22 protein-coding genes are annotated in these 23,054 nt (G+C 73.8%); 8 read left to right on the forward strand and 14 right to left on the reverse strand.

Annotated elements, in window-relative coordinates:
• Positions 1–217: 217 nt before the first annotated feature.
• From ISU07_RS03475 to ISU07_RS03485, 3 genes are read left to right on the forward strand one after another with little or no spacing between them, the layout of a single operon-like run.
• Entirely contained in the window at positions 218–1,816 is a 1,599-nt protein-coding gene (locus ISU07_RS03475; protein ID WP_194705316.1) for a N,N-dimethylformamidase beta subunit family domain-containing protein, read from the forward strand.
• A gap of 35 nt (positions 1,817–1,851) precedes the next feature.
• Entirely contained in the window at positions 1,852–2,475 is a 624-nt protein-coding gene (locus ISU07_RS03480) for a hypothetical protein (RefSeq protein WP_194705317.1), read from the forward strand.
• Complete coding sequence (locus ISU07_RS03485; protein WP_194705318.1) at positions 2,472–3,401, forward strand: LCP family protein; 930 nt, start codon at positions 2,472–2,474, stop codon at positions 3,399–3,401. The genes ISU07_RS03480 and ISU07_RS03485 overlap by 4 nt, the downstream gene beginning before the upstream one ends.
• Positions 3,402–3,411: 10 nt before the next feature.
• Here ISU07_RS03485 and ISU07_RS03490 read toward each other — a convergent pair whose 3' ends face one another.
• The gene (locus ISU07_RS03490; RefSeq protein ID WP_194705319.1) at positions 3,412–4,068 is read right to left on the reverse strand and encodes a response regulator; all 657 of its coding nucleotides are present in this window, start codon (positions 4,066–4,068) and stop codon (positions 3,412–3,414) included.
• Positions 4,069–4,070: 2 nt separating this feature from the next.
• Positions 4,071–6,347 carry a sensor histidine kinase gene (locus ISU07_RS03495; protein WP_194705320.1) on the reverse strand — a complete coding sequence of 759 codons (2,277 nt, stop codon included), beginning with the start codon at positions 6,345–6,347 and terminating at the stop codon, positions 4,071–4,073.
• A gap of 149 nt (positions 6,348–6,496) precedes the next feature.
• On the opposite strand from ISU07_RS03495, the gene ISU07_RS03500 reads away from it, so the two are divergent.
• Positions 6,497–6,871, forward strand: a complete 375-nt coding sequence (locus ISU07_RS03500) for a nuclear transport factor 2 family protein (protein WP_194705321.1) — start codon at positions 6,497–6,499, stop codon at positions 6,869–6,871.
• Between the two features lie 13 nt (positions 6,872–6,884).
• Here the strand turns inward: ISU07_RS03500 and ISU07_RS03505 are convergent, their stop codons facing one another.
• Genes ISU07_RS03505 through ISU07_RS03515 form a run of 3 tightly spaced genes read right to left on the reverse strand, consistent with a single transcriptional unit; the run spans position 6,885 to position 9,435 of the window.
• Entirely contained in the window at positions 6,885–7,670 is a 786-nt protein-coding gene (locus tag ISU07_RS03505; RefSeq protein ID WP_194705322.1) for an enoyl-CoA hydratase-related protein, read from the reverse strand.
• Positions 7,671–7,674: 4 nt separating this feature from the next.
• Positions 7,675–8,841 carry an acyl-CoA dehydrogenase family protein gene (locus tag ISU07_RS03510; RefSeq protein ID WP_194705323.1) on the reverse strand — a complete coding sequence of 389 codons (1,167 nt, stop codon included), beginning with the start codon at positions 8,839–8,841 and terminating at the stop codon, positions 7,675–7,677.
• A gap of 18 nt (positions 8,842–8,859) precedes the next feature.
• A complete protein-coding gene (locus tag ISU07_RS03515; RefSeq protein ID WP_194705324.1) occupies positions 8,860–9,435 on the reverse strand; it encodes a GNAT family N-acetyltransferase in 576 nt (191 codons plus the stop codon).
• A gap of 24 nt (positions 9,436–9,459) precedes the next feature.
• On the opposite strand from ISU07_RS03515, the gene ISU07_RS03520 reads away from it, so the two are divergent.
• Both ISU07_RS03520 and ISU07_RS03525 read left to right on the forward strand, forming a co-directional pair.
• Positions 9,460–10,080: a maleylpyruvate isomerase N-terminal domain-containing protein gene (locus ISU07_RS03520; protein ID WP_194705325.1), complete on the forward strand. Its 621-nt coding sequence runs from the start codon at positions 9,460–9,462 to the stop codon at positions 10,078–10,080.
• Positions 10,081–10,099: 19 nt separating this feature from the next.
• Entirely contained in the window at positions 10,100–11,311 is a 1,212-nt protein-coding gene (locus ISU07_RS03525; RefSeq protein WP_194705326.1) for a sensor histidine kinase, read from the forward strand.
• On the opposite strand, the gene ISU07_RS03530 is transcribed toward ISU07_RS03525, so the two are convergent.
• The 7 genes from ISU07_RS03530 to ISU07_RS03560 form a co-directional block, all read right to left on the reverse strand.
• Entirely contained in the window at positions 11,308–11,973 is a 666-nt protein-coding gene (locus ISU07_RS03530; RefSeq protein ID WP_323742410.1) for a response regulator transcription factor, read from the reverse strand. The genes ISU07_RS03525 and ISU07_RS03530 overlap by 4 nt on opposite strands.
• Before the next feature lie 11 nt (positions 11,974–11,984).
• Positions 11,985–13,253, reverse strand: coding sequence for a sensor histidine kinase (locus tag ISU07_RS03535; protein WP_194705328.1), 1,269 nt, complete (start codon positions 13,251–13,253; stop codon positions 11,985–11,987).
• A complete protein-coding gene (locus ISU07_RS03540) occupies positions 13,250–14,257 on the reverse strand; it encodes an acyltransferase family protein (RefSeq protein WP_194705329.1) in 1,008 nt (335 codons plus the stop codon). Before ISU07_RS03540 ends, ISU07_RS03535 begins: the two co-directional genes overlap by 4 nt.
• Positions 14,254–15,198, reverse strand: coding sequence for a D-alanine--D-alanine ligase family protein (locus ISU07_RS03545; protein WP_194705330.1), 945 nt, complete (start codon positions 15,196–15,198; stop codon positions 14,254–14,256). Before ISU07_RS03545 ends, ISU07_RS03540 begins: the two co-directional genes overlap by 4 nt.
• Positions 15,195–16,373: an alanine racemase gene (gene alr, locus ISU07_RS03550; protein WP_194705331.1), complete on the reverse strand. Its 1,179-nt coding sequence runs from the start codon at positions 16,371–16,373 to the stop codon at positions 15,195–15,197. The genes ISU07_RS03545 and alr overlap by 4 nt, the downstream gene beginning before the upstream one ends.
• Entirely contained in the window at positions 16,370–17,002 is a 633-nt protein-coding gene (locus ISU07_RS03555) for a M15 family metallopeptidase (protein ID WP_194705332.1), read from the reverse strand. The genes alr and ISU07_RS03555 overlap by 4 nt, the downstream gene beginning before the upstream one ends.
• A gap of 188 nt (positions 17,003–17,190) precedes the next feature.
• Positions 17,191–18,198: an NAD(P)-dependent alcohol dehydrogenase gene (locus ISU07_RS03560; protein WP_194705333.1), complete on the reverse strand. Its 1,008-nt coding sequence runs from the start codon at positions 18,196–18,198 to the stop codon at positions 17,191–17,193.
• A 76-nt stretch (positions 18,199–18,274) separates the two neighbouring features.
• On the opposite strand from ISU07_RS03560, the gene ISU07_RS03565 reads away from it, so the two are divergent.
• On the forward strand, positions 18,275–18,979 hold the full coding sequence (locus tag ISU07_RS03565; protein ID WP_194705334.1) for a TetR/AcrR family transcriptional regulator: 705 nt from the start codon (positions 18,275–18,277) through the stop codon (positions 18,977–18,979).
• A 29-nt stretch (positions 18,980–19,008) separates the two neighbouring features.
• Positions 19,009–19,836, forward strand: coding sequence for a hypothetical protein (locus ISU07_RS03570; protein WP_194705335.1), 828 nt, complete (start codon positions 19,009–19,011; stop codon positions 19,834–19,836).
• Positions 19,837–19,856: 20 nt separating this feature from the next.
• Here the strand turns inward: ISU07_RS03570 and ISU07_RS03575 are convergent, their stop codons facing one another.
• Positions 19,857–21,029 (reverse strand): acyl-CoA dehydrogenase family protein, encoded by a 1,173-nt coding sequence (locus tag ISU07_RS03575; protein ID WP_194705336.1) that lies wholly within the window; start codon positions 21,027–21,029, stop codon positions 19,857–19,859.
• Positions 21,026–23,053 carry an acetate--CoA ligase family protein gene (locus ISU07_RS03580; protein WP_194705337.1) on the reverse strand — a complete coding sequence of 676 codons (2,028 nt, stop codon included), beginning with the start codon at positions 23,051–23,053 and terminating at the stop codon, positions 21,026–21,028. Before ISU07_RS03580 ends, ISU07_RS03575 begins: the two co-directional genes overlap by 4 nt.
• Position 23,054 lies beyond the last annotated feature (1 nt).

The following is a 23,054-nucleotide window of genomic DNA, read 5'->3' on the forward strand; positions in this document are numbered from 1 at the left end:
GCTGAGCCGTCGTGACCTGAGGCGGGAGTCCCGGGCGGACCGGGATTCCACGAGCGCCGCGGAGCGTCGTCAGTCGCTGAGGTCCCGGTCGCGCCGGGCTCGCTGCCGCTTGCTCCCGGCAGAGCCGGGACCGGCGGCCCATCCGCCGTGACACCCCCGCGCCGGACGCTTCGGACCGAGGCCGCGCTCCGGTCGTCGCCCCGGAAGGAACAGGGCGATGTGGAGCCTGACGGGACGCCTGGTCACCGGGCTGGCGACGGCCGTGCTGGCCGGCGGTCTGGTGACTCTCTCGGCACAGCAGGTCAGTGCGGGGACCGACGCGACGACCGCCGACGCGACGCCGGCGGGCGGGCGTGAGGTCGTGGGGGAGCCGCTGTCGCCGCTGTCGCCGACGGTGCCACGCGCCGGCGACGGGAGCCGGCGGGGGACCGACGACTGGCGGATCAGGCGACCGGCTGCCGGGCGGATCGCGGCGTACACCACCGCCATCAGCGCGCCGGCCGGCACCCGCGTCGGGCTCAAGGTGTCGACACGCGCCAGGGGGTACCGCGTGTCGGCCTACCGCATCGGCTCCTACCGGGGTGGCACCGGAGCGCTCGTCTGGCGCTCGGGGTTCCTCGCCGGTGAGGAGCAGGCCGAGCCCGTCCTGGACCCGGTCGAGACCCGCACCGTCGTTGCGCCGTGGCACGAGAGCCTGGTCCTCGACACCACGGGGTGGGAGCCCGGCTTCTACGTGCTGAAGCTCCGCACCGGCTCGGGCTGGGAGACGGCCGCGCCGTACGTCGTGTCGTCACCCGCGGCGACGGGCACCGTCGCCCTGGTCGCGCCCGTCGCCACCTGGCAGGCGTACAACCGGTGGGGCGGCTACAGCCTGTACGACGGCGCGGACGGCGACCGGCGGAGCTGGGCGGTGAGCTATGACCGGCCCTTCAACCTCGCCACCGGCGCCAACGACTACCGGACCGCCGCGATCCCGGTGATCGTGCGCGCCGAGCGACTGCGGCAGCTGTCGGGGGTCCGGCTGAGCTACTTCACCGACGTCGACCTCGACCAGGACCCCGGCCTGCTGGAGGGCGCCCGGGGCTACGTGTCGATGGGCCACGACGAGTACTGGACGCCGGCCATGCGTCACGCGGTCGAGCAGGCCCGTGACGGTGGCACGAACCTGGCGTTCCTGGGCGCCAACACCATGTACTGGCGGATCCGGCTGCAGGACCGGGGCACGGGGCCGGCCCGGCTCGAGGTCGGCTACCGCTCCGACGCCTCCCTCGACCCCGAGCGCGACGAGCGCCCGGCCGAGGCGACCTCCCGGTTCCGCGACCCGCCGGCGCCGGAGTCGGAGCAGGGACTGGTCGGCATGGAGTACGAGTGCTTCCCGGTCGAGGCCGACTACGTCGTCACCTCGCCCACGTGGTTCGGGTTCGCCGGCACCGGCGTCCACCTCGGCGACCGGTTCGCCGGGCTGGTCGGTCCCGAGGCCGACCGCGTCTACCTCGACGCCCGGACGCCGCGCCCGATGGAGGTGCTCAGCCACACGTCGTACTCGTGCCGCGGCGTCGTCACGACGGCTCAGTCCGTCTACTACACGACGCCCTCGGGCGCGGGCGTGTTCACCGCAGGCACGCTGCGCTGGGGCTGTGCGGTGGTCGACCGGTGCGAGCACCCTCTCGGCGACCGCACCCGGGACTTCGTCCGCAAGGTCACCGACACCCTGCTCCGCGCGTACGCCGCAGGCCCGGTCGGCCGGACCGAACCGGCGCGCGACACCGTGTCGCAGTACCCCCTTCCCGACGTCAACTCCGTCGAGGCGAGTTGACCGCGCCCCGCCGGGCATCCGCCATCATGGGGCGCATGTCCCGAGGAGTGTCACGCCGCTCGGTGGGACACCGGGTCCGCGTGTGGCCCCGGGTACGGGCCTCGCTGGCCGTGCTGACGGCCGTGGCCCTGCTGGCCGGTTGCACCCCGACGGACGACTCCGGTCCTCCCGGGCCCGACGGCCCGGCGAACGCCGTCCTGTCGGTGACGACCATCGGGTCCCGGCTGCCCTCCTCGACCCGGAACCGCCTGGAGTCGCAGGTGAGCGACGTCCTGGCGGCGTACGTCGTGGGCGCCTTCCTGGGCGACTATCCGCGGCAGGACTTCCTCGGTGGTTTCGACCGCTTCACCAGTGGTGCGGCCAAGCTGGCCGTCGCCGACATCGACGCGCTGACTGCGTCCGGGTTCGAGAAGGTCACCGCCGTCCGGGCGACTCGTCTGGACGCGCGGCTGTCGTTCCTGGCCCCCGACGACCGCGCGGTCGGCGCGTCGGCCTGGGTCGACTTCGCGTTCGACGTCGCCCAGGGCGGCTCCACCGTCAAGGTCCGGCTCACGGGGCGCCTGGCACTGGGCCTGGTCGATGGAACCTGGGCGGTCTTCGGCTACTCCCTGGTGCGCGACGACAGCGACGCGCTCCCGGTCGAGGTGTCGTCCTCGTGAGGCGCGCGCTGGGTCTGACCGGGTGGGTGCTGCGCATCCTGCCCGTCGTGGTCGTCCTCCTCGTCGCCGTCCCCGGATCCGCCGTGCGCCCCACCTCGATCGCCCTGACCACGGTGCAGCACGCCGAGGGGTACGACGCGGGGGGCGACGTCGTGTGGGTGCTGGTGCTCGGCTCCGACGCGCCCCCGGGTACCTCGATCGTCGAGGGGGACACCGACGCGATCCAGCTGCTGGGCATCGACGCCGGCACGGGAGCGGCCGCGGCCATCGGGATCCCGCGCGACACCTATGTCGACCTCGGCGGCGAGAAGGGACGCATCAACGTCGCGTTGAGGACGGCGAAGGGGGACCCGGCCCTCGTCGCCGGGGCGGTCGCCGACCTGGTCGGCATCAGTCCCGACTTCGTGCTCGTCACCGGCGGGCAGGGCTTCGAGGCCATGATCGACACCCTCGGCGGGGTCACCGTGGACTCGCCCGTGGCGTTCGACACCGACGACGGGGGGATGCACGTCGTCAAGGGCCCGAACCACTTCGACGGCGAGCAGGCCCTGGACTTCGCGACCACCCGGCGCGCGTTCGCCGGCCCGGGGGACTTCGTCCGGTCGGCCAACCACCAGGCGCTGCTGCTCGGGCTGTTGAACCAGCTCCAGGCCCGGGACGACCGGGAGGGGTTCGTCGAGGCCATGGCGCTGGCCTCCCTCGACGGCATCGACACCGACGCGTCGCCCCTCGACCTCTACCGGCTGCTCAACGCCCTGACCGCCGTCGACCCCGACCAGGCGAAGGGCTGCATCCTGGTGGGCGAGGAGAGCCAGGACCCGGTCGGCAACTTCGTCGTGCTGCCCGACAGCGTGCTGGGCCACCAGCTCGGGGAGGACGCCGTCGATGACGCGACGTTCGACCAGGGGTGCGAGGGCTCTCCCTAGGGCCTTCCCCTCACGTGCTCGGGCTCTCCATCCCTGCCTCGCGGGCCAGCACGATCGCCTGTGCCCGGTGGGCCACCTGCAGCTTGGCGAAGATGTTGCTCGCGTGGTTGCGCACCGTCTTGACCGACAGCTGGAGCTCCCGCGAGATCTCGGAGTTGTCCTTCCCCTCGGCGATCTTCCCGAGGATCTCCCGCTCCCGGTCGGTGAGCTCGGGGAAGGCCGGGGCCGTCGGCCGGCTCCGCACGTGGCGGAAGTACGACGTCACGCGCTCGGCGATGCCGGGCCCGAAGATCACCTCGCCGGCGCCCACCGCCTCGATGGCGCGTCTGATCTCCTGGCGCTTGGCACCCTTGAGCAGGTACCCGCGGGCGCCGGCCCTCACGGCGGCGAAGACCGAGTCGTCGTCCTCCATCATCGTCAGCACCAGCACGCTGATGTGCGGCGACGAGGCGACGATCCGGGCGGTGGCCTCCACGCCGTTCAGCTCGGGCATGTGGAGGTCCATCACCACGACGTCCGGCTGCAGGCTCAGCGCCATCTCCGCCGCCCGTCGGCCGTCACCCGCACGGCCGACCACCTCCACGCCGTCCATCGCACCCAGCAGCGACTCGAGGCTGTGGCGGAACTCCTCGTGGTCGTCGACGACCAGCACCCGCAGCGACTCCATGCTCATCCCCCGTCGAGGCCCCCGTCGAGGCCCCCGTCGAGACGGAGCGGCAGGCGGGCCTCGACCGTCGTCCCCCTGGCGTCCGAGGTCACCGTGCACACGCCACCGACCTCCTGGGCCCGCTCCCTCATGGAGAACAGGCCTACACCAGCCGGGGAGCCGGCGACCAGCCCGTGGCCGTCGTCGCGGACCCGCACGTGCAGGTCCGTGCCGTCTCGCCGAAGCGTGACGGTGCAGGCGCGTGCCCCACTGTGCTTGACCGCGTTGGTGACGGCCTCGACGACGATGCGGTACGCCGCGACCTCCACCGCTGCGGGCAGTGGCTCGACCGAGTCGTCGGCGTCGACCGTCCAGACCACGGCCCCGTCGCCCGCGGTCAGCTCGTGCTGGGCGGCGCGCTGACGCAGGGCCGACACGAGGCCGAGCTGGTCGAGTGCAGCCGGGCGGAGGCCGTCGACCAGGCGGCGTACCTCCGCTATCTCGTCGCGCGCCAGGTCGGCGAGGCCGGCCACGACCTCGGCGGCCTGTTCGGGATCCGACTCCACCAGCTCGTGGGCCGACTCGAGGCGCATGGCCAACACGGCCAGGGACGGCCCGAGCCCGTCGTGCAGGTCGCGCCGCAGCCGCCGGCGTTCCTCCTCGCGCGCCGTCACGATCTCCTGGCGCGAGCGCTGGAGCTCGCTGTTCGCGAGGACGGCCTGGACCAACGTGCCGACCTCCGCGCCGACGTCCTCGAGCAGCCGGCGGTCGCCGCGGCCGAACGGGTCGCGGTCCGGGGCCACCTCCAGGTGCAGGGAACCGAGGCGGACGCCGCCGACCACCAGCTCGACGCTCACCGGCTGCCGGCCCTGCGGCTCGCCGACCGAGGCCAGCACGACGTCCTCACCCGACCCGGCGGGGACCTCGATGACGGCGTGGGAGAGCCGAAGCCGGCGCGACAGCAGCGTCAGCGTCTCGGTGAGCGCCTCGGTCGTGCCGGTCGTGGCGTCGAGGCGGCGCAGCGCGGAGACGACGGTCCGCGGCAGGTCGCGGTCGCCGTACACCACCCGGCGGACACCTCGCTGGACCGCCACCGCGAGCGGCAGCACCACCAGGGCGACCGCGCCTCCGGCGAGGATCGGTCCGACGGAGGCGTCGGTCGCGAGGCCGACCGTGCTTGCGACGGCGACGAACGCCGCACCGACCACGGCCGCCACGGCGCCCTGGGTCACCGCGCGACGGACGGCGGGCTCGATGGCGTCGAGGCGGTAGCCCACGACCGCGACGACGAGGCCCGCCACGACGGGCGCGGCCAGGAGCAGCATGAGGGCGTCCCAGGGGATGACGGGGTCGCCGGCCACGAGCTCGGGCAGGTCGCCCAGCAGCAGGCGCGCGGCGAGGCCGGCGGCGAGGACGAGGAGGGCCAGCCGGACGGCGAGCCTGGCTTCCCGGCCGGGCGCGTCTCGGTAACCGGACGCGAGTGCCAGCAGGACGGCGGGCACGGCAAGCACGGCCGCCGGGACGGCCACCGACAGCAGTGAGCGCGTCTGCTCCGGCCCGTCGACGGTGAGGGACCGGCCGACCGCCCAGGCGGCGTACCCGGCGAACGGCAGCAGCAGCGCGACGGGAAGGATCCACGGCCGTGCCTCCAGCCGGCCCGGTGGGGCGCGCAACGTGACGGCGCTCAGCACGGCCAGGCCCAGACCCAGGGCGCACAACACCTCGCTGGTGACGTGCGGCCACAGGCCCCTGCCGCCCGCGAGGTCGATGGCGCCGACGCCCCAGCGTGTCGACGCGAGTCCGGCGGGGATCAGCGTCATCGCGCCCAGGAAGGACCTCGCGGCCCCCAGCTCCGGCCGCACGAAGAAGGCGACACCTCCGGCGAGCATGAGGAGGAGGCCGGTGACGACCACCGGCAGGTCCTCCCGGAGGGCGGCCGCAACGGGGAAGCGGTGCAGGGTGACCGTGCGCTGGAACTCCTGGCCGAGGCCGCTCGCGCCGACCTGGACGACGGTGTAGGTGACGTCGTCGCCGACCGCCCGCCGGTCGGAGGCGGCGCCGGACAGCCAGTCGCGGACGGGTCTGCCGTCGACCTCGGTGATCCGGTCGTCCACCTCGAGGGGCGTGGTCCCGTAGGTCTCGGTCACCGGCAGTGAGCCACCCCAGCCCGGCCCGCCGCTGAGCGGCGGCGACCAGACGACCGTGCCGTCCGAGGGACGCAGGAGCAGACCCACGACGAGCCACGCGACCGGGAGCGCCCAGGCCGCTGCGATCACCAGGAAGCGGGCGGCACGCGACATCGTGCGCTCATCGTGCACCGCTTCGTCGTCAGCGGGTAGGAATGCGTGCCCACGGATCAGAAGGCTCCAGGCGGGTCCGCGCGACGGCGCGCAAGCTTCGTCCCGCCCAGCGGTCGACAGCTTCCGCCGTGCTCATCGACACTCTCGACGTGAGCGACGAGGCGCACCTGAGCGACGTGGAGCGACGGCGGCTCCGGGCGTTGGTGGCCAAGGACCTGGACGCTGCCATGCCGTTGCACGCCGACGACTACCAGCTGGTGACGCCCGGTGGCGGGACGCTGTCCAAGCAGGACTACCTGGAGGGGATCCGATCGGGGCTCCTGGACTACCGCGTGTTCGAGCCGGACGGGGAGATCGCCGCTCGGGTCGTCGGCGACGCCGGGATCGTCCGCTACCGCGTGCGCATCGAGATCATGGTCGACGGCAGCCTCGACACCGGGACGATGTGGCACACCGACTACTACGAGCGCCGTGAGGGGCGCTGGCAGGTCGTCTGGTCGCACGCGACCCGCATCCGTGCGTGACGCACGAGCCGCGTCAGCGGCCCTTCCACACGGGCTTGCGCTTCTCCGCGAACGCGCGCGCGCCCTCCTTCTCGTCCTCGGACTCGTAGAGGCGCTCGACCGCCGGGAGCCGGCCGTTCGTGACCAGGTCCATGGCCTCGACGAACGTCAGCGACTCCGCGACGCGGGCGACCTCCTTGATGGCGGCAAACACCAGGGGCGGGCCGGAGGCGAGGTGGCGAGCGGTCTCCCACGCTCGCGCGCGCACCGCGTCGTCGTCCTCGAGCACGTCGTTCACCAGGCCCCAGCGGGCCGCCTCCTCGGCACCCATCCAGCGTCCGGTGAGGAGGAGGTCCATCGCGACGTGGAAGGGCATGCGCTTCGGCAGCTTCACCGTGGCGGCGTCGGCGAGCGTGCCGGCGTTGATCTCGGGAAGCCCGAACTGGGTGCTCGACGACGCGTAGATCAGGTCGCAGGAGAGGGCCAGCTCGAAACCGCCGCCCATGGCCAGGCCGTGCACCGCAGCGATCACCGGCTTGCCGAGGTCGGGCAGCTGCTGGATGCCGCCGAAGCCGCCGACCCCGTAGTCGCCGAGCACGTCGTCCCCGGCCGCCGCGGCCTTGAGGTCCCAGCCGGCGCAGAAGAACTTGTCGCCCGCGGTGCGCACGATCGCCACGCGCAGGTCGGGGTCGTCGCGGAACGACGCGAAGAGCTCGCCCATCTCGCGGCTGGTGGCCAGGTCGATGGCGTTGGCCGGCGGGCGGTCGAGGGTGACCTCGAGGACGCCGTCCTCGCTCCGGGTGTGCAGCGCGTCGCTCATCGGGTCAGCCTCCCAGCGGCCGCAGCAGCGACCGGGACACGATGTGGCGCTGGATCTCCGACGTCCCGTCCCAGATCCGCTCGATCCGGGCGTCCCGCCAGATCCGCTCCAGGGGCAGCTCGTCCATCAGCCCCATCCCGCCGTGGACCTGGATCGCCTCGTCGGCCACCATCGCCAGCATCTCGGTGGCCTTGAGCTTGGCCATCGCGATGTCGGCGTCGGTCGCGGTGCCCTGGTCGACCTTCCACGCGGCGTACAGGGTGACCAGCTCGGCGGCGCGCAGCTCGGTGGCCATGTCGGCCAGCTTGAAGCCGACGCCCTGGAACCGGCCGATGGTCTGGCCGAACTGCTCCCGGCTCGCCGCGTGCGCGACGGACAGCCCGAGCGCGCGTTCGGCCCGACCGATGCAGGTCGCGGCCACCGACAGCCGGGTCGACCCGAGCCACTCGCCGGCGAGCTCCAGTCCCTTGTCCACCTCGCCGAGCAGGGCGCCCGCGGGCACGCGGACGTCGTCGAAGTCCAGGATCGAGTTGGTGTACCCGCGGTGCGAGACGTTGCGGTACCCGTCGTGGACCGCCAGCCCCGGGGTGTCGAGGTCGACCAGGAACGTCGACATCGTCGGCCGGCCGGCGCCGTCCTCGCCGGTCCGCGCGAGCAGGATGACGAAGTCGGCCTCGTCGGCATGGCTGATGAAGTGCTTGGTGCCGCGGATGACCCAATCGCCCCCGGCGCCGGCAGAGTCCCGTACGGCGCGGGTGCGGATCGCGCGCATGTCCGACCCCGCTCCGGGCTCCGTCATGGCCAGGCAGTCGGTCTTCTCGCCGCGGACGCACGGCAGGAGGTACCGCTCGCGCTGCTCCGGCGTACCCGCCATCAGGATGTTCGACGGCCGGGCGACGCCGGTGTAGTGCAGGGCGTAGCTGGTCTTGCCGAGCTCCTTCTCGAAGAGCACCAACGTGACGGCGTCGAGCCCGGCGCCGCCGACCTCCTCGGGCATGTTCGCGGCGTAGAGCCCCAGCTCCAGCGCCTTGGCCCGGATCTGCTCGATCAGCTCGGGCCGGGCTCGTCCGGTGCGTTCGACCTCCTCCTCGTGGGGGACGAGCTCACGCTCGACGAACGCTCGGGTGACCTCGACGATGCTGCGCTGCTCGTCGGTGAGGGCGAAGTCCACGCCTGAGCGTAGCGACGCTCAGCCGAGCGGCAGCCGCATGACGACCCGCGGGAACCCTGCGGTCACCGAGCGGGTGTCGGCGACATTGGTGAAGCCCGCGCTCTCGAACAGCCCGCGCGTCCCGACGAAGGCCATCGTCAGGTCCACCTTCTTCCCCTGGTTGTCGACCGGCACCGCCTCGACGGCCGGCGCGCCCTGTGACCGAGCGAGCTCGACGGCACCCTCGACGAGCCGCAGGGAGATGCCGCGGCCACGGAACCCCGGGCGCACGCGGACGCAGAAGATGCTCCACACCGGCAGGTCGTCGACCGCGTCGATCTTGGTCGAGCGCGCGACCGGCAGGTCCGCACGTGGCGCGATGCCGGCCCAGCCGGCGACCTCGCCGTCGTCGTACGCGAGCACGCCGGGAGGGACCTTGCGGCGGCACAGCCTCCGCACGTACTCGCCCCGCTCCCGGCCCACCAGCGACTTGTTCGTCGCCGAGTCGACGCGGTGGCTCAGGCACCAGCACACGGTCGCGTCCGGGTCCTTCCTCGGCCCGAGCATGGTCGCCACGTCGGCGAAACGCGTCGCGGGGCGCACCTCGACAGCCACGACTGCGACGCTAGCCTGCGCGCCATGGACGACGTCCTGCGACGGCAGTGGGAGCACCTCCGGGCCTGGCTCGAGGAGGAGGACGTGCTCGGCCGCGCCGATCTCGCCACCGGCCTGGGCGACTGGACCGTCGGCGACCTGGTCGCGCACCTGGGCCTCGGGCTCCGGCTCGTGCAGGGCATCGCCGAGGCGCCGGACGGGACCGTGCCGATCACCCTGCGCGAGTACGTCGCGGCGTACCCTCCCGCGGCCGCGGCGATCGCCGGCCAGACCGAGGAGATCCAGGCCGAGCTCGGCGACGACCTGCTGGCGGGCCTGGACGCGATCGCGGCGGCGGCGTTCGCCCACCTGGCCACCATCCGCAGCCCCGTGGTGCTGGGCCGCCGCGGCCCGATCAGCCGCGACGACTACGTGCTGACCCGGCTCCTCGAGCTCGTGGTGCACGGCGACGACCTCGCGCGGGCCCTGGACGTGCCGCGCCACCCCGGCGATCCCGAGGCGGTGGTGACCGTCGCGACCGTGCTGGCCGTGGGCTACGGCGAGGTCACCGGAGGACCGCCGCCCGGCGCCGCGCGGCCGCTGGACTGGATCAGGCTGGCCGGCGGCCGGATCCCGAGCGAAGACCCGAACCTGCCCCTCTTCTGAGCACTACGGTGGGGGTGAGATGGAGCCCCCCACCGAACGCGACCAGTCCGCCCTCCAGTTCATCGCCGAGGGCGTGGTGGAGCTCGCCGGCTTCGACGTCGCGGCGATCAGCGTGGTGCGCGACGGGATCCTGCACTACGCCGCCGTGGCGGGCGACGACCGGGCGCGGCGGGAGCTGGCCGATCTGAAGACGCCCGTCGAGGCCGTGCTCGCCGAGCTCGAGAACGCGGAGGACTGGGGGCTGCTGAAGTTCGTGCCGTACGAGCGGGAGGCCGGCCACCTCGACGACTACTCGTGGATCCCGGACATCGACGTGTCCGACGAGCCGGACGCCTGGCACCCCCACGACCTGCTCTGCGCGCTGCTGCACGACGACAGCGGCACCCTGCGCGGGCTCCTGTCGATCGACCTGCCCCGCAACGGCCGGCGGCCCGGACCGGAGCAGCAGCGGATCCTCCAGCTGTACGCGCGCCAGGCGGCGCGGGCCGTGATCACCGCGCTCGAGCGGGGCGAGTACGCCGAGGGGCTGGCCCGCGAGCAGGCGGTCGCCGAGTACCGCGCGCAGCTGATGGACGTGCTGTCCCACGAGGTGCAGAACCCGCTGACCGCGATCCTCCAGAACGCCGAGCTGCTGCTCACCGAGGACCACCACGACGCCCTCACCGTGCGCGGGCTGGAGAACGTCCAGCGCGGGGCCCGGCGGATCGAGGCGATGTGCCACGACCTGCTCGTGCTCGCCCGCGTCGGCCGCCCGGACCGTCCGCTGGACCACGTGGTCGACCTCGTGGCGCAGACCCGCGGGGTGCTGGACCTGCTGGCCGGCGAGGCCGATGCCCGGGACATCGCGATCGAGCTCGACGCGGAGCCCGCCGAGCTGCTGGTGGTCGGCGACGTGCAGGACCTCGACGCGGTGGTGAGCAACCTGGTGGCCAACGCCGTCAAGTACTCCGAACCCGGCGGGCGGGTCGCGGTGTCGCTGCACCGGGTCGACCAGCGGGTGCGCATCGAGGTCGTCGACCGCGGCGTCGGGATCGGCGAGGAGGACCGGGCGCGGGTCTTCGAGGAGTTCTTCCGCAGCACCGACCCGCGCGTGCGTCAACGACCGGGCACGGGCCTCGGCCTGGCCATCGCCGAGCGCGCCGTGTCCCGGCACGGCGGGACGATCAGCGTGCAGTCCTCGCCCGAGGACGGCACGAGGTTCGTCGTCGAGCTCCCCGTCTGGGACGGCTAGAGCCCGACCAGCCCGTGCTGGTGCGCGAACACCACGATCTGCACCCGGTCGCGCAGGCCCAGCTTGCGCAGGATCGCGCCGACGTGGGTCTTCACCGTCGACTCGCCGGCGAACACCAGCGCCGCGATCTCGGTGTTCGACAGCCCGCGGGCCACCGCGGCGAAGACCTCGCGCTCCTTGTCGGTGAGCGACAGGTACGCCGCGGGCGGCGGGGAGACGGCGCGGAACTGGCTGTCCAGCAGCGTCGACAGGTCGGTCGGTGCGAGCACCGCGTTGCCGCTGTGCACGGTGCGGATCGCGTCCCGCAGCATCTGTGGCGTCGTGTCCTTGAGCAGGAACCCGCTCGCCCCGTGACGGATCGCGGTCGCCGCGCGGTCGTCGAGGTTGAACGTCGTCAGCACGATCACCCGCACCGGCGAGGCGCGTCGCGACACCCGGTCGGGCTGGAAGATCTGCCGGGTCGCCTCGACCCCGTCCATCTCGGGCATCCGGATGTCCATCAGCACCACGTCGGGCTCGAGCTCGTCGACCAGGCTGACCGCCTCGAGGCCGTCGCCGGCGCTGCCGACCACCTCCATGCCCTCCTGGGCGTCGACGATCACCCGGACGCCCTCGCGGAACAGCTCCTGGTCGTCGACCAGCAGCACGCGGATGTCGCTCACCGGCTGGATGGTCACCGGCCACTCACCGGCACCCACGCCGTCGCGGTGAACGTCGGCCCGTCCGGCTCCTCGCGCCGGCGTACGTCGAGGCGCCCGCCGACCGACTCCAGGCGCCGCCGCATCCCGTCGAGTCCCTGGCCGGGCGGCTCGGTGAGCGTGAGCGGCTGGGTCTCGTCGCCGAGCGCCGCGGCGGCGTTGCGCACCTCGATGCGCAGGTCCCGTTCGTAGCTGCCCCCGCCCCACTCGCCGGGCCAGTGCCGCTCCACGATGACCGGACGGTCGGCGCGCCCGTGCTTGATGGCGTTGGTCAGCATCTCCTGGGTGACCCGGTGGGCGACCAGGTCGAGCTCGGGCGGCAGCGGCCGCGGGGTGCCCGCCTCCGTCGTCACCACCTGGTGCCCGCTGGCCCGGACGCCCTCGACCAGCTCCTCGAAGGCGCCGGTGCGGGTCGGCGGCGGGGTGCCCTGCCCGCCGGCCAGCACCTGGCGCACGTCCTGGAGCGACGAGCGCGCCGACGTCGCGATCGTGGCCATCGTCCTCTTGAGGGCCGCCGGGTCGTCGTCGGGCAGGTACTGCGCCGACTCGGCCTGGGCCAGGATCACCGCCAGCGAGTGGCCGATCACGTCGTGCACGTCGCGCGCGAGCCGGGCCTGGTTCTCGCGCAGCGTGATGATCTCGCGGGCCTGCTCGGTCTCCCGCTGGGCCCGGGCCGCGTCGGCTTCCGCGGCCACCTGCGAGACGTGCGACTCCGCGGCGCGGGTGCGGAAGCGCAGCGCGACACCGGCCAGCCACGGGACCGCGAGCACGGCGAACCCGAACGCGCCGGCCACCAGCGGCCACGACGTGCCCACCCGCCGGGCCGCGTCCAGCGCCGGCCCGGTGCCGATGAACCGGGACAGCGACCCGATGCCCTCGTGGTCGACGTACCCCACCGCGAGGAACGCCGCCGCCGGGATCGACAGCCCGCTGACCCAGACCGTGGCGGTGCTGCCCCAGCGGGCGGTCGCGAAGGCCACGACCGCGATCGCCAGCTCGACGAACATCAGCGAGACGCCGCCCAGCACCTGGAGGCCGCCGACGATCCACACCACTGACAACGCGATCGACGGGGCGTGGCGCGCCAGGCCGACGGCCACCGAGATGCCGACGGCCACGAGGACCTGTGCTCGGCCAGAGCTGTCGTAGAACGACGCGTTGAACGCCTCGAACAGACCCAGCCCGAGCACCGCCATCGCGCCCGCGAAGTCGGGCGCCCACTCGCTCAGCCGATCGGGGTTCATGCCGCCACCAGCGCCGGCGCGGGCCGGCGCGGTCGCTGGAAGCGCCGCTCCACGGCGTACCAGCTCAGCGCCGCCATCACGACGGTCAGCGCGGCCGCGAGGAGACCCGCGCCGTGCTCGAGGTGCGGCCGCAGCCAGAGGGTCAGCGGGTAGTTCCACAGGTACGCCGCGTAGCTGACCGTGCCCAGCCAGACCAGCGCCTGCAGGGCCGGCGTGGTGACGTCGGTCCAGGCGCGCCAGGCGAGGAGCAGCACGGCGGTCAGCATGGCGATGGCCGGGCCTCCTGCGAGGTACGTCAGGGCGTGTCCCCGCAAGGGAAGCACACTCAGGACGGCGAGGCCCGTGAGGGCCGCGGGTGCCGCCCAGCGCGGCGGCACCCAGCGTTGGCCATGGATGCGCGCGGCCGCGCCGACCACGAAGCAGAGCGCCCACGGGGTCGGCAGCGCGTAGGCGTTGTCCGGCGCCTCCCGGAGCCAGACCACCGTGGCCACGCAGGCCAGGACGCAGCCCGCGCCGGCGAGGACCAGCGTGGCCGTGACCCGGTGTCGCGCGAAGCCGATCGCCAGCACCGTCGGCCAGAACAGGTAGAACTGCTCCTCGGTCGCCAGCGTCCAGAGGTGGAACGTCGCGTCGCTCGCGTGCCCGAACGGCAGGTTGCCGGTCCAGGTCAGCGCCACCACCACGGTCTTCAGCAACCGGTCGCGGTCACCGAGGGGATCGAGGACGAGCGTGACCACGACGACGCCGGCGACGAGCAGCACCAGCGCGGGGACGAGCCGTCGCACCCGCCGCACGTAGAACCGCCTCAGGTCGACCCGGCCATCCGACTCGAGCTCGTCGGCGAGCAGGCCGGTAATGAGGTACCCGCTCAGCGCGAAGAACATCACCACCCCGACCACGCCCGCACCCGGGGCCACGTCGGGCAGCGCGTGCCTCAGCACCACCAGTCCGACGGCGATCCCGCGCAGCAGGTCGAGCCCGGCGATCCGACCCGCGGGCCTCATGCCGCCGCGAGCGCGTCGCGGACGAGCAGGTCCAGCAGGTCGGCGTACGACGTGCCGGCGGCGGCGAACATCTTCGGCACCTGCGACTGCTCGGTGAAGCCCGGCATCGTGTTCACCTCGTTGAGCACCGGACCTTCTGCGGTGAGGAAGAAGTCGACGCGGGCGACACCCGCGCAGCCGAGCGCGTCGTAGGTCCGCACCGCCGCGTCCTCCAGCGCCTCGCGCTCCTCCTCGGCGAGGCCGGCGGGGATGCGGAAGTCGGCGCGGCCGCCGTACTTGGTGTCGTGGTCGAAGATGCCGTCCACGACGACCTCCAGCGCGGGCGCGACGAGGCGGGTGCCGTCGGGGCGGCCGAGGACGGCGAGGTCGATCTCGCGGCCGACGACGACGTCCTCGACCAGCACGCGGTCGTCGAGGTCGAAGGCCTCCTTCAGTGCGACCGCCAGGCCGCCGGCCTCGTGCACGAGGGTGACGCCGTGGCTGGAGCCGGCCGCGACCGGCTTGACCACGACCGGGTGCGTGAAGTCGTACGTCGCCGCGGTCGCCGTCGTCAGCAGCACGGCCGGTGCGACGGCGATCCCGATGCCGGACGCAACCAGCTTGGTGGCCCACTTGTCCATCCCGAGGGCGCCGGCGCCGACGCCCGACCCGACGTACCGGACCCCGGCCAGCTCGCAGAGCGCCGCGAGCGAGCCGTCCTCGCCGCGTGGTCCGTGCAGGGCCGGGATCGCGACGGCGCAGGTGCGCAGGATCGCCACGGCGGAGGGCAGCGTCATCCGCTGGCCGTCGCGGCACCACCAGCCGTCGCGCTCGATGGTCAGGCGCACGACGTCGTACGCCGGGTCCAGCGCGGTCGCGATGCCGGTCGCGGAGGCGAGCGACACGTCGTGCTCACAGTTCTGGCCGCCGCCGATGACGGCGACGCGGACGCGCGGCGTCATCGGACCCTCCGCAGGTGCCCGCTGGTCGAGGAGGTCGCGCAGCGCCCTTCATGAGTCCCACGGACGGTCCGCTGCAGGCGTGACCCGAGGCCGGTGACGATCTCGTGCTCGATGGTGTCGGCCCAGCCGGCGCACTCGGCGACGGTCGGCTCGCCGCGGTCGCCGGGGCCGAAGAGGGTGACGACGTCGCCGGGCTCGGCGTGGTCGCCCTGCAGGTCGACGACCGCCATGTCCATCGAGATCCGACCGACCAGCAGGTGGCGGCGGCCGCGCACCAGCACCTCGGCACGGCCCGACGCGGCGCGGGGGAGGCCGTCGGCGTACCCGAGCGGGACCAGGCCGAGGGTCGTCGGCGCCGGCGCGGTCCACGTGTGCCCGTAACCGACCCCGGTCCCGGCACGCACACGGCGTACCGAGACCAGCGGAGCCGTCAGCGTCAGGGCCGGCCGCAGGCTCGTGGTGCGGCTCGGGTCGATCCCGACCAGCCCGGCACCGACGCGGCTCATCGTGTGGTGGCTCAACGGGTCGGTCAGCGTCGCCGACGTGGCCGCCAGGTGCCGATCGGCCGGCCGCAGCCCGCAGCCGCGCGCGACCTCCAGTCCCCAGGCGAAGCGCGTGCGCCCGGTCGCGTTGGCATGGTCGGCGGGAACGTCGGCGGTGGCCAGGTGGCCCATCACGCCGACGACGCGAAGAAGACCACGACGCTCGGCCAGCCGAGCCGCCCGGCACAGCGCCGTCCACTCCGACGGGGCCGCGCCGTCGCGGGCCATGCCGGTGTCGAGCTGGAGGTGGATCCGAGCCCCCGGTGCGCGACGGGTGATGGCGTCGAGGTGCTCGCGTCCCGGCACGGCCAGCTCGACCCCGGCCGCGACGGCGGCAGCGAAGTCCGTGTCGACGGGGTTGAGCCAGCTCAGCACGGGGGCGCCGATCCCGGCCGCCCGCAGCGCCATGGCCTCGTCGATGCTGGTCACGCCGAGACGCGTGGCGCCGTGGGCCAGGGAGGTACGGGCGACGTCGACGGCTCCGTGCCCGAAGCCGTCGGCCTTCACCACGGCCATCAGCTCGCCGGTGGCGCGCTCGGTGAAGAGCCGGACGTTGGCGGCGACGGCGGTGAGGTCCACCACGAGTCGCGGTCCGGCGCCCCGGCCGGCGGCCGGAAGCGTCAGGGCGGTCATGCCGCCGGCACCTTGGCGGTCACCTCGACCGGCCCGTACACGGCGGACGCCGCCTCGGTGAGCAGTGCCCAGTACCGGTCGCCGTACGACCAGTGCCACCACTCGGTCGGGTAGTTCACCAGGCCGAGCGGCTTCAGGACCGCGCCGAGCAGGTGCCGGTGCGCGCGGGCGTCGGGGGAGATGTTCGTGGCGGCGGAGAAGCAGGCGCCGTCGGACTGCTCCGGCGTCGCGTCGATCGCGGTGCCCATGTCCAGCTCCTCGCCGGTGACGTCGACGAGCGTCAGGTCGACGGCGGCGCCCGCGACGTGCGGGGCCACGTCGACCGGGGCGACGAACCGCGCGACCAGGTGGTGCAGCTCGTGGGGCGAGATGCCCGGGCGGAGCCGGCAGACCTCGGCGGAGTACCGCGCGATGATCGCGCGCTGGTCGGCGAGGGCGCGGTGCCCCTCGACGACGTGCAGCCGCAGGCCGCGCGGCAGCAGGTCCTGGGCGAGCCCGAGCCGCTCGGCCAGCCCGCGGCGCACCAGCGCGCGGGCCGGACCGAACGAGGCGTCGAGGGCGACGAGGGGCTCGCCGCAGTCGTGGACGGGGACCTCGGCGACGCGCGGGTCCGAGAGCAGGATCGTCATGCGACCACGGTCGCCGTACGCCGCCCCCGAGCGCCTCCACCTGGGGTACCGGCGGCTGGCCGTCAGGAGGAGGCCTTCCGCTGGTCGAGGAGGGCGCCCTGGCGCCCGTCACGAGACCCGGTGGGGATACACGCGGTCCTGCCCTGGGTCTCGCGACAGGACTTCGTCCTTCCTCGACCAGCGGCGCGTCAGGGGACGACGACCGACTTCCCCCGGGCGTGGAACTCGCCCTGTGCGCGCAGCGCCTCGCCGGCGTCCTCGAGGTCGTAGCGCCGGTCCAGCACCGGCGTGATGACGCCGCTGCCGGCCCAGCCCGCGAGCTGCTCGAGGTCGGGGGTGCTGTGCGAGGCGACCTTGAAGCCGGCCGAGGTGCCGTGCCCGATCGCGAAGTACAGCGGGTTGGCGAGCATCCGCGGCAGCGGGCGCAGCCAGCGGGACTTGGGCGAGGTGACCATCACGTACCTACCGCCCTCGGCCAGCATCCGCGAGCAGGTCCGCAGCGGCCAGACGCCGGCGTTGTCGAAGAGGACGTCGTACGTCGTCCCGCTCGACGTGAGCAGCCGGGCAGCGTCCTCGCGGGTGTAGTCCACCACCCGGTCGGCCCCGAGCTTGAGGGCGTTCTCGACGTTGAGGGTGCTGCAGACCGCGGTCACGTGCCCGGCGCCCAGCGCCTTGGCGACCTGGACGGCGAACGTGCCGACCCCGCCGGAGGCGCCGTTGACCAGGACGCTCTCCCCCTCGCGCAGCGACCCCCAGTCGCGCAGGCCCTGGATGGCGGTCTCCGCCGCGACGCCGATGGTGGCCGCCTGCTCGAACGACAAGGACGCGGGCTTGGCGACCAGCCAGTCGGCCGGCGCCACGACGTACTCGGCGAAGCCGCCGCCGTGCACCTCGCCGAGGACCTCGTCGCCGACGCCCCAGCCGGTCACGTCCGGCCCGACCGCCGCGACCACACCGGAGACGTCGGCACCGGGGACCGTCCGCTTCGGGCGGCGCAGGCCCAGCGTCGGGCGGGCGAACATCGGGAGCCCGGTGACGAAGTGCCAGTCGAGTGCGTTCACCGACGCCGCGCGGACCTCGACGAGCACCTCGCCCGGTCCCGGCTCGGGCACTGGGACGTCGCGGACGCTCACCACCTCCTCGGGTCGTCCGTAGCGGTGGTAGGTGGCGGCTCGCATGTGGGTCGGGACGGTCATGGCGGTCTCCTTACGGCGTAAACTTACGATGTAAACTTACGCGGTAAGACACAATCCGTCTAGGGTTGGCGGCGAGATGACCGATCAACTGACGGGAACCGCCCGCAAGCCGCTCAGCCGTGACCTCGTCCTGGAGACCGCCGTCGGCCTGGCGGACCACGAGGGCCTCGGCGCGCTGTCGATGCGCCGGTTGGGGCAGGAGCTGGGCGTCGAGGCGATGTCGCTCTACCACCACGTCGCCAACAAGGAGGCCCTGCTCGACGGCATGGTCGACGCCGTCGTCGGCGAGCTCATCGAGGCCGTCGGGCCGGGCGGCGGAACGGACGCCGCGCGCGACTGGGTCGCGGCGCTGCGCGCCCGGGTCCTCGTCGCGCGCACGGTGATGCTGAAGCACCCCTGGCTGCCCGCGGTGCTGGAGTCACGGACCTCGATCAGCGCGCCGTTGGTCGCCTACTACGAGGGTGTGCTGGCGACGCTGCACGCCGGCGGGTTCTCGAACGACCTGGCCCACCACACGCTGCACGCGCTCGGGAGCAAGGCGCTCGGCTTCAGCCAGGAGCTGTTCGACCCCGGCAAGGGGGGCGGGGCCGGCGAGCAGTCGGGGGCCGAGCTGGCCGCGATGGCCGAGGCGTTCCCGCACCTGACCGCGATGATGGCCGAGGTCGCGCACGACGACCCCGACTCCACGCTCGGCTGGTGCGACGACCAGACCGAGTTCGAGTTCGGGCTGGACGTGCTGCTCGACGGCCTGGAGCGACGTCGTACGGGCACCTCCGGCTGACCGCTCGACGCCCCGGTACGGTCGGCCGCATGACCCCCCTGCGCCGCATCCTCGGCTCTGTCGCGCTCGCCTCCGCTCTCCTGGCCCCCGGCCTCGCGGCCCACGCGGAGCCCCCCGCCGCCGGGCGCGTGGTGACGTACCCCGGCGACGGCCGCACCGTCCATCTCGGCCAGGAAGGCCGGCTGTCCGGGACGCCGAAGGGCTTCCGCGACTTCGTGCACGCGCGGCTGCTGCACCTGTGGCACCAGTCCGGCGGCGCGGCCGCGTGCCGGTCGGCCGCGACGGTGGTCGTGAAGACGTGGACGTCCACCGGCTTCGCACGTGTCGGCGAGGGGCTGTACGACCCGTGCCCCGGCGGCGGCTACAGCCAGATCTACGTCAAGCGCGACGGCACGTGGCGGGCGCCGCGCGCCCTGGGGAGCCAGGAGATCCGGTCGTGCTCGCTCCAGGCGTGGTTCGGGCTGCCCCTCGCCGTGGCCGACCGCACCTGCTACTCGGACTTCGGCGAGAACCTCGCGTACCGCACCTACGAGCTGCCGGCCGACTTCTCCACCGGTGACTACGCCGCCCGCGTGCTCGCCGCGTCGTTCCAGGACGGCACCGGGCTGGCCGACGCCTGGGCCCGCAGGCCCGTCGCGGACAAGCTGCGCAAGCTCCAGGACGCCGGCGCCGACACCTTCACGGTCGTGCGCTGCTTCGGGGCCGACGACGCGGAGTACGGCGCGCTGCTCGGCACGTCGACCCGCGGCTGCCGTCTCGACGTCGGGTACGGCGACCACACCGACGGCTACCTGCTGCGCACGTTCCCGGCCCGCTTCGGCCGCTGGGAGACGCGGACGGTGCGCGCGCTCGCCTGACTCCTGGGTCGGCTCCTGACCTAGTCCCCGAGGACGGCGGACGGCCCGCGCTTGAGCAGCTGTTGACCGACGATGACGCGCTGGATCTCCGAGGCGCCTTCCCAGATCCGCTCGACCCGCAGCTCGCGGAACATCCGCTCGGCGACGTTCTCCCGCATGTAGCCACGGCCGCCGAAGACCTGCACGGCGCGGTCGGCGATCCGCCCGGCGGTCTCCGAGCAGAGCAGCTTCACCATCGACGCGCGGGCGTGCAGCACCTTGCGGTCCTCACCGGCGTCGATGGCGCGTGCGACGTCGTACAAGGCGGCCCGCCCGGCGAACAGCTCGGCGGCCGAGTCGGCCAGCATCCCGGTCACCAGCTGGTGGTCGCCGAGCCGGTGCCCGCCGACCATCCGCTCGCCGGCGAACGCCGTCATCTCCTCGACCAGCCGTGACGACGCGCCGACGCAGCGCGCCGCCACCATCACCCGCTCGAACCGGAACCAGTCCTGGGTGAACGTCATCCCCTCGCCCTCGGCGCCGATCAGCTGGGACGCCGGGATGCGCACGCCGGTGAAGGAGACGATGGGGTGCTCGTCGGCGATGTGGTGGGAGTACGCCGGGGTGCGCACGACCTCGATGCCCGGACTCGGCAGGTCCACGACCAGCAGCACGTGCTCGCCCGCGTGCTCGCCCTCGGTCAGCACGGCCTGCACGAAGCAGTAGTCGGCCACGTTGAACGACGTGACGTGCCACTTGACCCCGTCGACGACGTACTCGTCGCCCTCCCGGCGCGCCGTCGTGGCCAGGTCGCTGACGTCGGAGCCGGCGTGCTCCTCGGTGATCGCGTAGCACTCGTGCCGCTCGCCGCGCACCGCCGGCAGCAGCCAGCGCTCGCGCTGCTCCTCGGTCGCGACCTCGCTCCACCACTGCGGCGGCGTGTGCAGGCACCAGGCCAGACCGTTGGTGACGCGGCCCACCTGCTCCTGGACGAGCACCTGCTGGAGCGCGGTGAAGCCCGGACCGCCCACGGACGTGGGCATGTTGGTGGCGTACAGCCCGCTCTCCAGCGCCGCGTGGTGCAGCTTCTCGGCGAGCTCGGGCGGCACGGCGCCGCCGGCCATCTCGGTCTCGACCTCGTAGGGGATGAGCGCGTCGGTGAACTCCCGGGCGCGACGCCGGATGTCGAGGTCGGTGTCGCTCAGGCCGGTCATGGGCTCTCCTGGGGAGTCGTCGGGAGCACGAGGACGTCGACCGCCACCGCGCCCTCGGCGGTCGCGATCACGGGGTTGAGGTCGAGGGCGTCGAGCCGGTCGCCGTGGTCACGCGCCAGCCGGGACACCGCGACGACGAGGTCGACGAGGGCATCGACGTCGGCCGGCGGAGCGCCCCGGAACCCGTCCAGCAGCGGCCGCAGCCGCAGCCGGCCGAGCATCCGGCGGGCGGCGTCGCGGGTCAGCGGGGGCAGGCCCACGGCGCGGTCCCCGAGCAGCTCGACGAGCACGCCGCCGGCAGCCACCACGACCATCGGGCCGAGAGCCGGGTCGCGGACGATGCCGACGGAGAGCTCCACCCCTGCCGGCACCTGTTGGTGCACCGTCGCGGCCGGTCCGAGGCGCGCGGCCAGGTCGGCGTAGGCCGTGCGCACGGCGCCCTCGTCCGTGAGGCCGACCGCGACACCGGCGACGTCGGAGCGATGTGTGATACCCGGGGCGGCGGTCTTGAGCACGACGGGGAACCCGATCTCGGTCGCCGCGCTCACGGCGTCGTCCTCGGTGGTGACCCCGCGCTCGGCCGGGGTCGGGATGCCGTACGCCGCCAGGTCGATCTCGTCGTGCGTCGAGGTGCCGTCGAGCGGGTCGGGGCGGGGTCGGTCCGCCGCGTCGAGCAGGTGGCGCAGGGCGAGCAGCCCACTGCGGTGGCCTTCGAGCACCGGGACGCCCGCCTCGCGCAGCCGGTCCGCCGCGGACTCGTCGATCGCCGCCGGCAACCCGGCCATCACCACGACCGGCTCGGTGGTCGCGGCCGCGACCTCGAGAGCCGCGTCGGGGTACGCCGTGTCACCGTCGTGCTCGGGCACCAGGTCGATCGCCAGCGCCGAGACGCCGACCGCCGGGTCGGCCGCGAGCGTGGTCAGGCAGTCGGCGAACAACCGGTGGGTGTCCGCCCCGCTGTTCCAGACGTCCAGCGGGTTGCCGGGCTCGAGGCCGTCCTCGAGCCGGTCGCCCAGCGCCGCGAGGGTCTCGGGGGACAGGGAGGCGAACGGTACGTCGAGGCGGTCGGCCAGGTCGGCGACCAGGCTGCGCTCGGCGCCGGAGTCGTGGACGGTGGCGATGCCCGTACCCGGCCGGGGTCGCCGCGGGCACGCCAGCACGGCGAGGGTGTCGCCGAGCTCGGCCAGGTCGGCGACGAGGTGGCCGGCGACGTCGTCGGCCAGCGCCTCCCACGCCGCCGACCCGCCGGCCACCGCGCCGGAGTGCGCGGCCACCATGGCCGAGCCGAGGGGCGAGCTGCCGACGGGCAGCAGCACGACCTCGATCCCCGCGTCTCGGGCGCGGCGCAGCGACCAGCGCAGGCGGTCGCCGCCGCGGATGGTCTCCAGCACCAGCGCGAGCACCCGGGTGTCGGTGTGGTCGACCATGTGGTCGACGTAGTCCGCGGTCGTGGTGACCAGCTCCTGGCCCGACGACACCGCGAGGTCGAAGCCCAGCCGGAAGCGGGTGCGCAGCAGCGTGGAGAACACCGAGCCCGAGTGGGTCACCAGCGAGACCGGGCCGGCCCGCATGTCGTCGCGCTCGGTGTAGCCCATGGCGCGCACGCCGCGGCGTACGTTCCAGAACCCCATGCACCCGCCGCCCACCAGCGCCATGCCGGCCTCGGTGGCGACCCTCCGCAGCTCGTCGCGGACGCCCTCGGCGTGGGCGCTGCCGAAGACCACGGCTCCGCGGGCGCCGACCTTGGCGGCCGCGGTCAGCTGGTCGACCAGCCGGGCGTCGCCGACGCCGAGGAGCACCAGGTCCGGTGCCTCGCCGATCGCGTGCAGGTCGGGCAGGCAGGGGAGTCCGGCGATCTCGTCGTACGTCGGGTTGACCAGGTGCAGCCGATCCACGCCGGGCGACCGCTGCAGCTCGCCGACCATCCGGTGCCCGAGCGAGCCCGGACGAGGGCTCGCCCCGACGAGCGCGACGCTGCGCGGGGCGAGGGTGTGCGCGAGCGACCCCACCCGGGCCTCGGTCAAG

Origin of the sequence: Nocardioides islandensis (assembly GCF_015352455.1) — a bacterium.
Classification (GTDB): Bacteria; Actinomycetota; Actinomycetes; order Propionibacteriales; family Nocardioidaceae; genus Nocardioides; species Nocardioides islandensis.

Excerpts from the sequence above, each read along its gene's own strand:
- ISU07_RS03575 (WP_194705336.1), bottom strand. The coding sequence starts at position 21,029 with ATGACCGGCCTGAGCGACACCGACCTCGACATCCGGCGTCGCGCCCGG.
- ISU07_RS03560 (WP_194705333.1), bottom strand. The coding sequence starts at position 18,198 with ATGACCGTCCCGACCCACATGCGAGCCGCCACCTACCACCGCTACGGA.
- ISU07_RS03535 (WP_194705328.1), bottom strand. The coding sequence starts at position 13,253 with ATGAACCCCGATCGGCTGAGCGAGTGGGCGCCCGACTTCGCGGGCGCG.
- ISU07_RS03505 (WP_194705322.1), bottom strand. The coding sequence starts at position 7,670 with ATGAGCGACGCGCTGCACACCCGGAGCGAGGACGGCGTCCTCGAGGTC.
- ISU07_RS03555 (WP_194705332.1), bottom strand. The coding sequence starts at position 17,002 with ATGACGATCCTGCTCTCGGACCCGCGCGTCGCCGAGGTCCCCGTCCAC.
- ISU07_RS03520 (WP_194705325.1), top strand. The coding sequence starts at position 9,460 with ATGGACGACGTCCTGCGACGGCAGTGGGAGCACCTCCGGGCCTGGCTC.
- ISU07_RS03545 (WP_194705330.1), bottom strand. The coding sequence starts at position 15,198 with ATGACGCCGCGCGTCCGCGTCGCCGTCATCGGCGGCGGCCAGAACTGT.
- ISU07_RS03570 (WP_194705335.1), top strand. The coding sequence starts at position 19,009 with ATGACCCCCCTGCGCCGCATCCTCGGCTCTGTCGCGCTCGCCTCCGCT.
- ISU07_RS03495 (WP_194705320.1), bottom strand. The coding sequence starts at position 6,347 with ATGTCGCGTGCCGCCCGCTTCCTGGTGATCGCAGCGGCCTGGGCGCTC.
- ISU07_RS03490 (WP_194705319.1), bottom strand. The coding sequence starts at position 4,068 with ATGGAGTCGCTGCGGGTGCTGGTCGTCGACGACCACGAGGAGTTCCGC.
- ISU07_RS03525 (WP_194705326.1), top strand. The coding sequence starts at position 10,100 with ATGGAGCCCCCCACCGAACGCGACCAGTCCGCCCTCCAGTTCATCGCC.
- ISU07_RS03475 (WP_194705316.1), top strand. The coding sequence starts at position 218 with ATGTGGAGCCTGACGGGACGCCTGGTCACCGGGCTGGCGACGGCCGTG.
- ISU07_RS03480 (WP_194705317.1), top strand. The coding sequence starts at position 1,852 with ATGTCCCGAGGAGTGTCACGCCGCTCGGTGGGACACCGGGTCCGCGTG.
- alr (WP_194705331.1), bottom strand. The coding sequence starts at position 16,373 with ATGACCGCCCTGACGCTTCCGGCCGCCGGCCGGGGCGCCGGACCGCGA.
- ISU07_RS03565 (WP_194705334.1), top strand. The coding sequence starts at position 18,275 with ATGACCGATCAACTGACGGGAACCGCCCGCAAGCCGCTCAGCCGTGAC.
- ISU07_RS03540 (WP_194705329.1), bottom strand. The coding sequence starts at position 14,257 with ATGAGGCCCGCGGGTCGGATCGCCGGGCTCGACCTGCTGCGCGGGATC.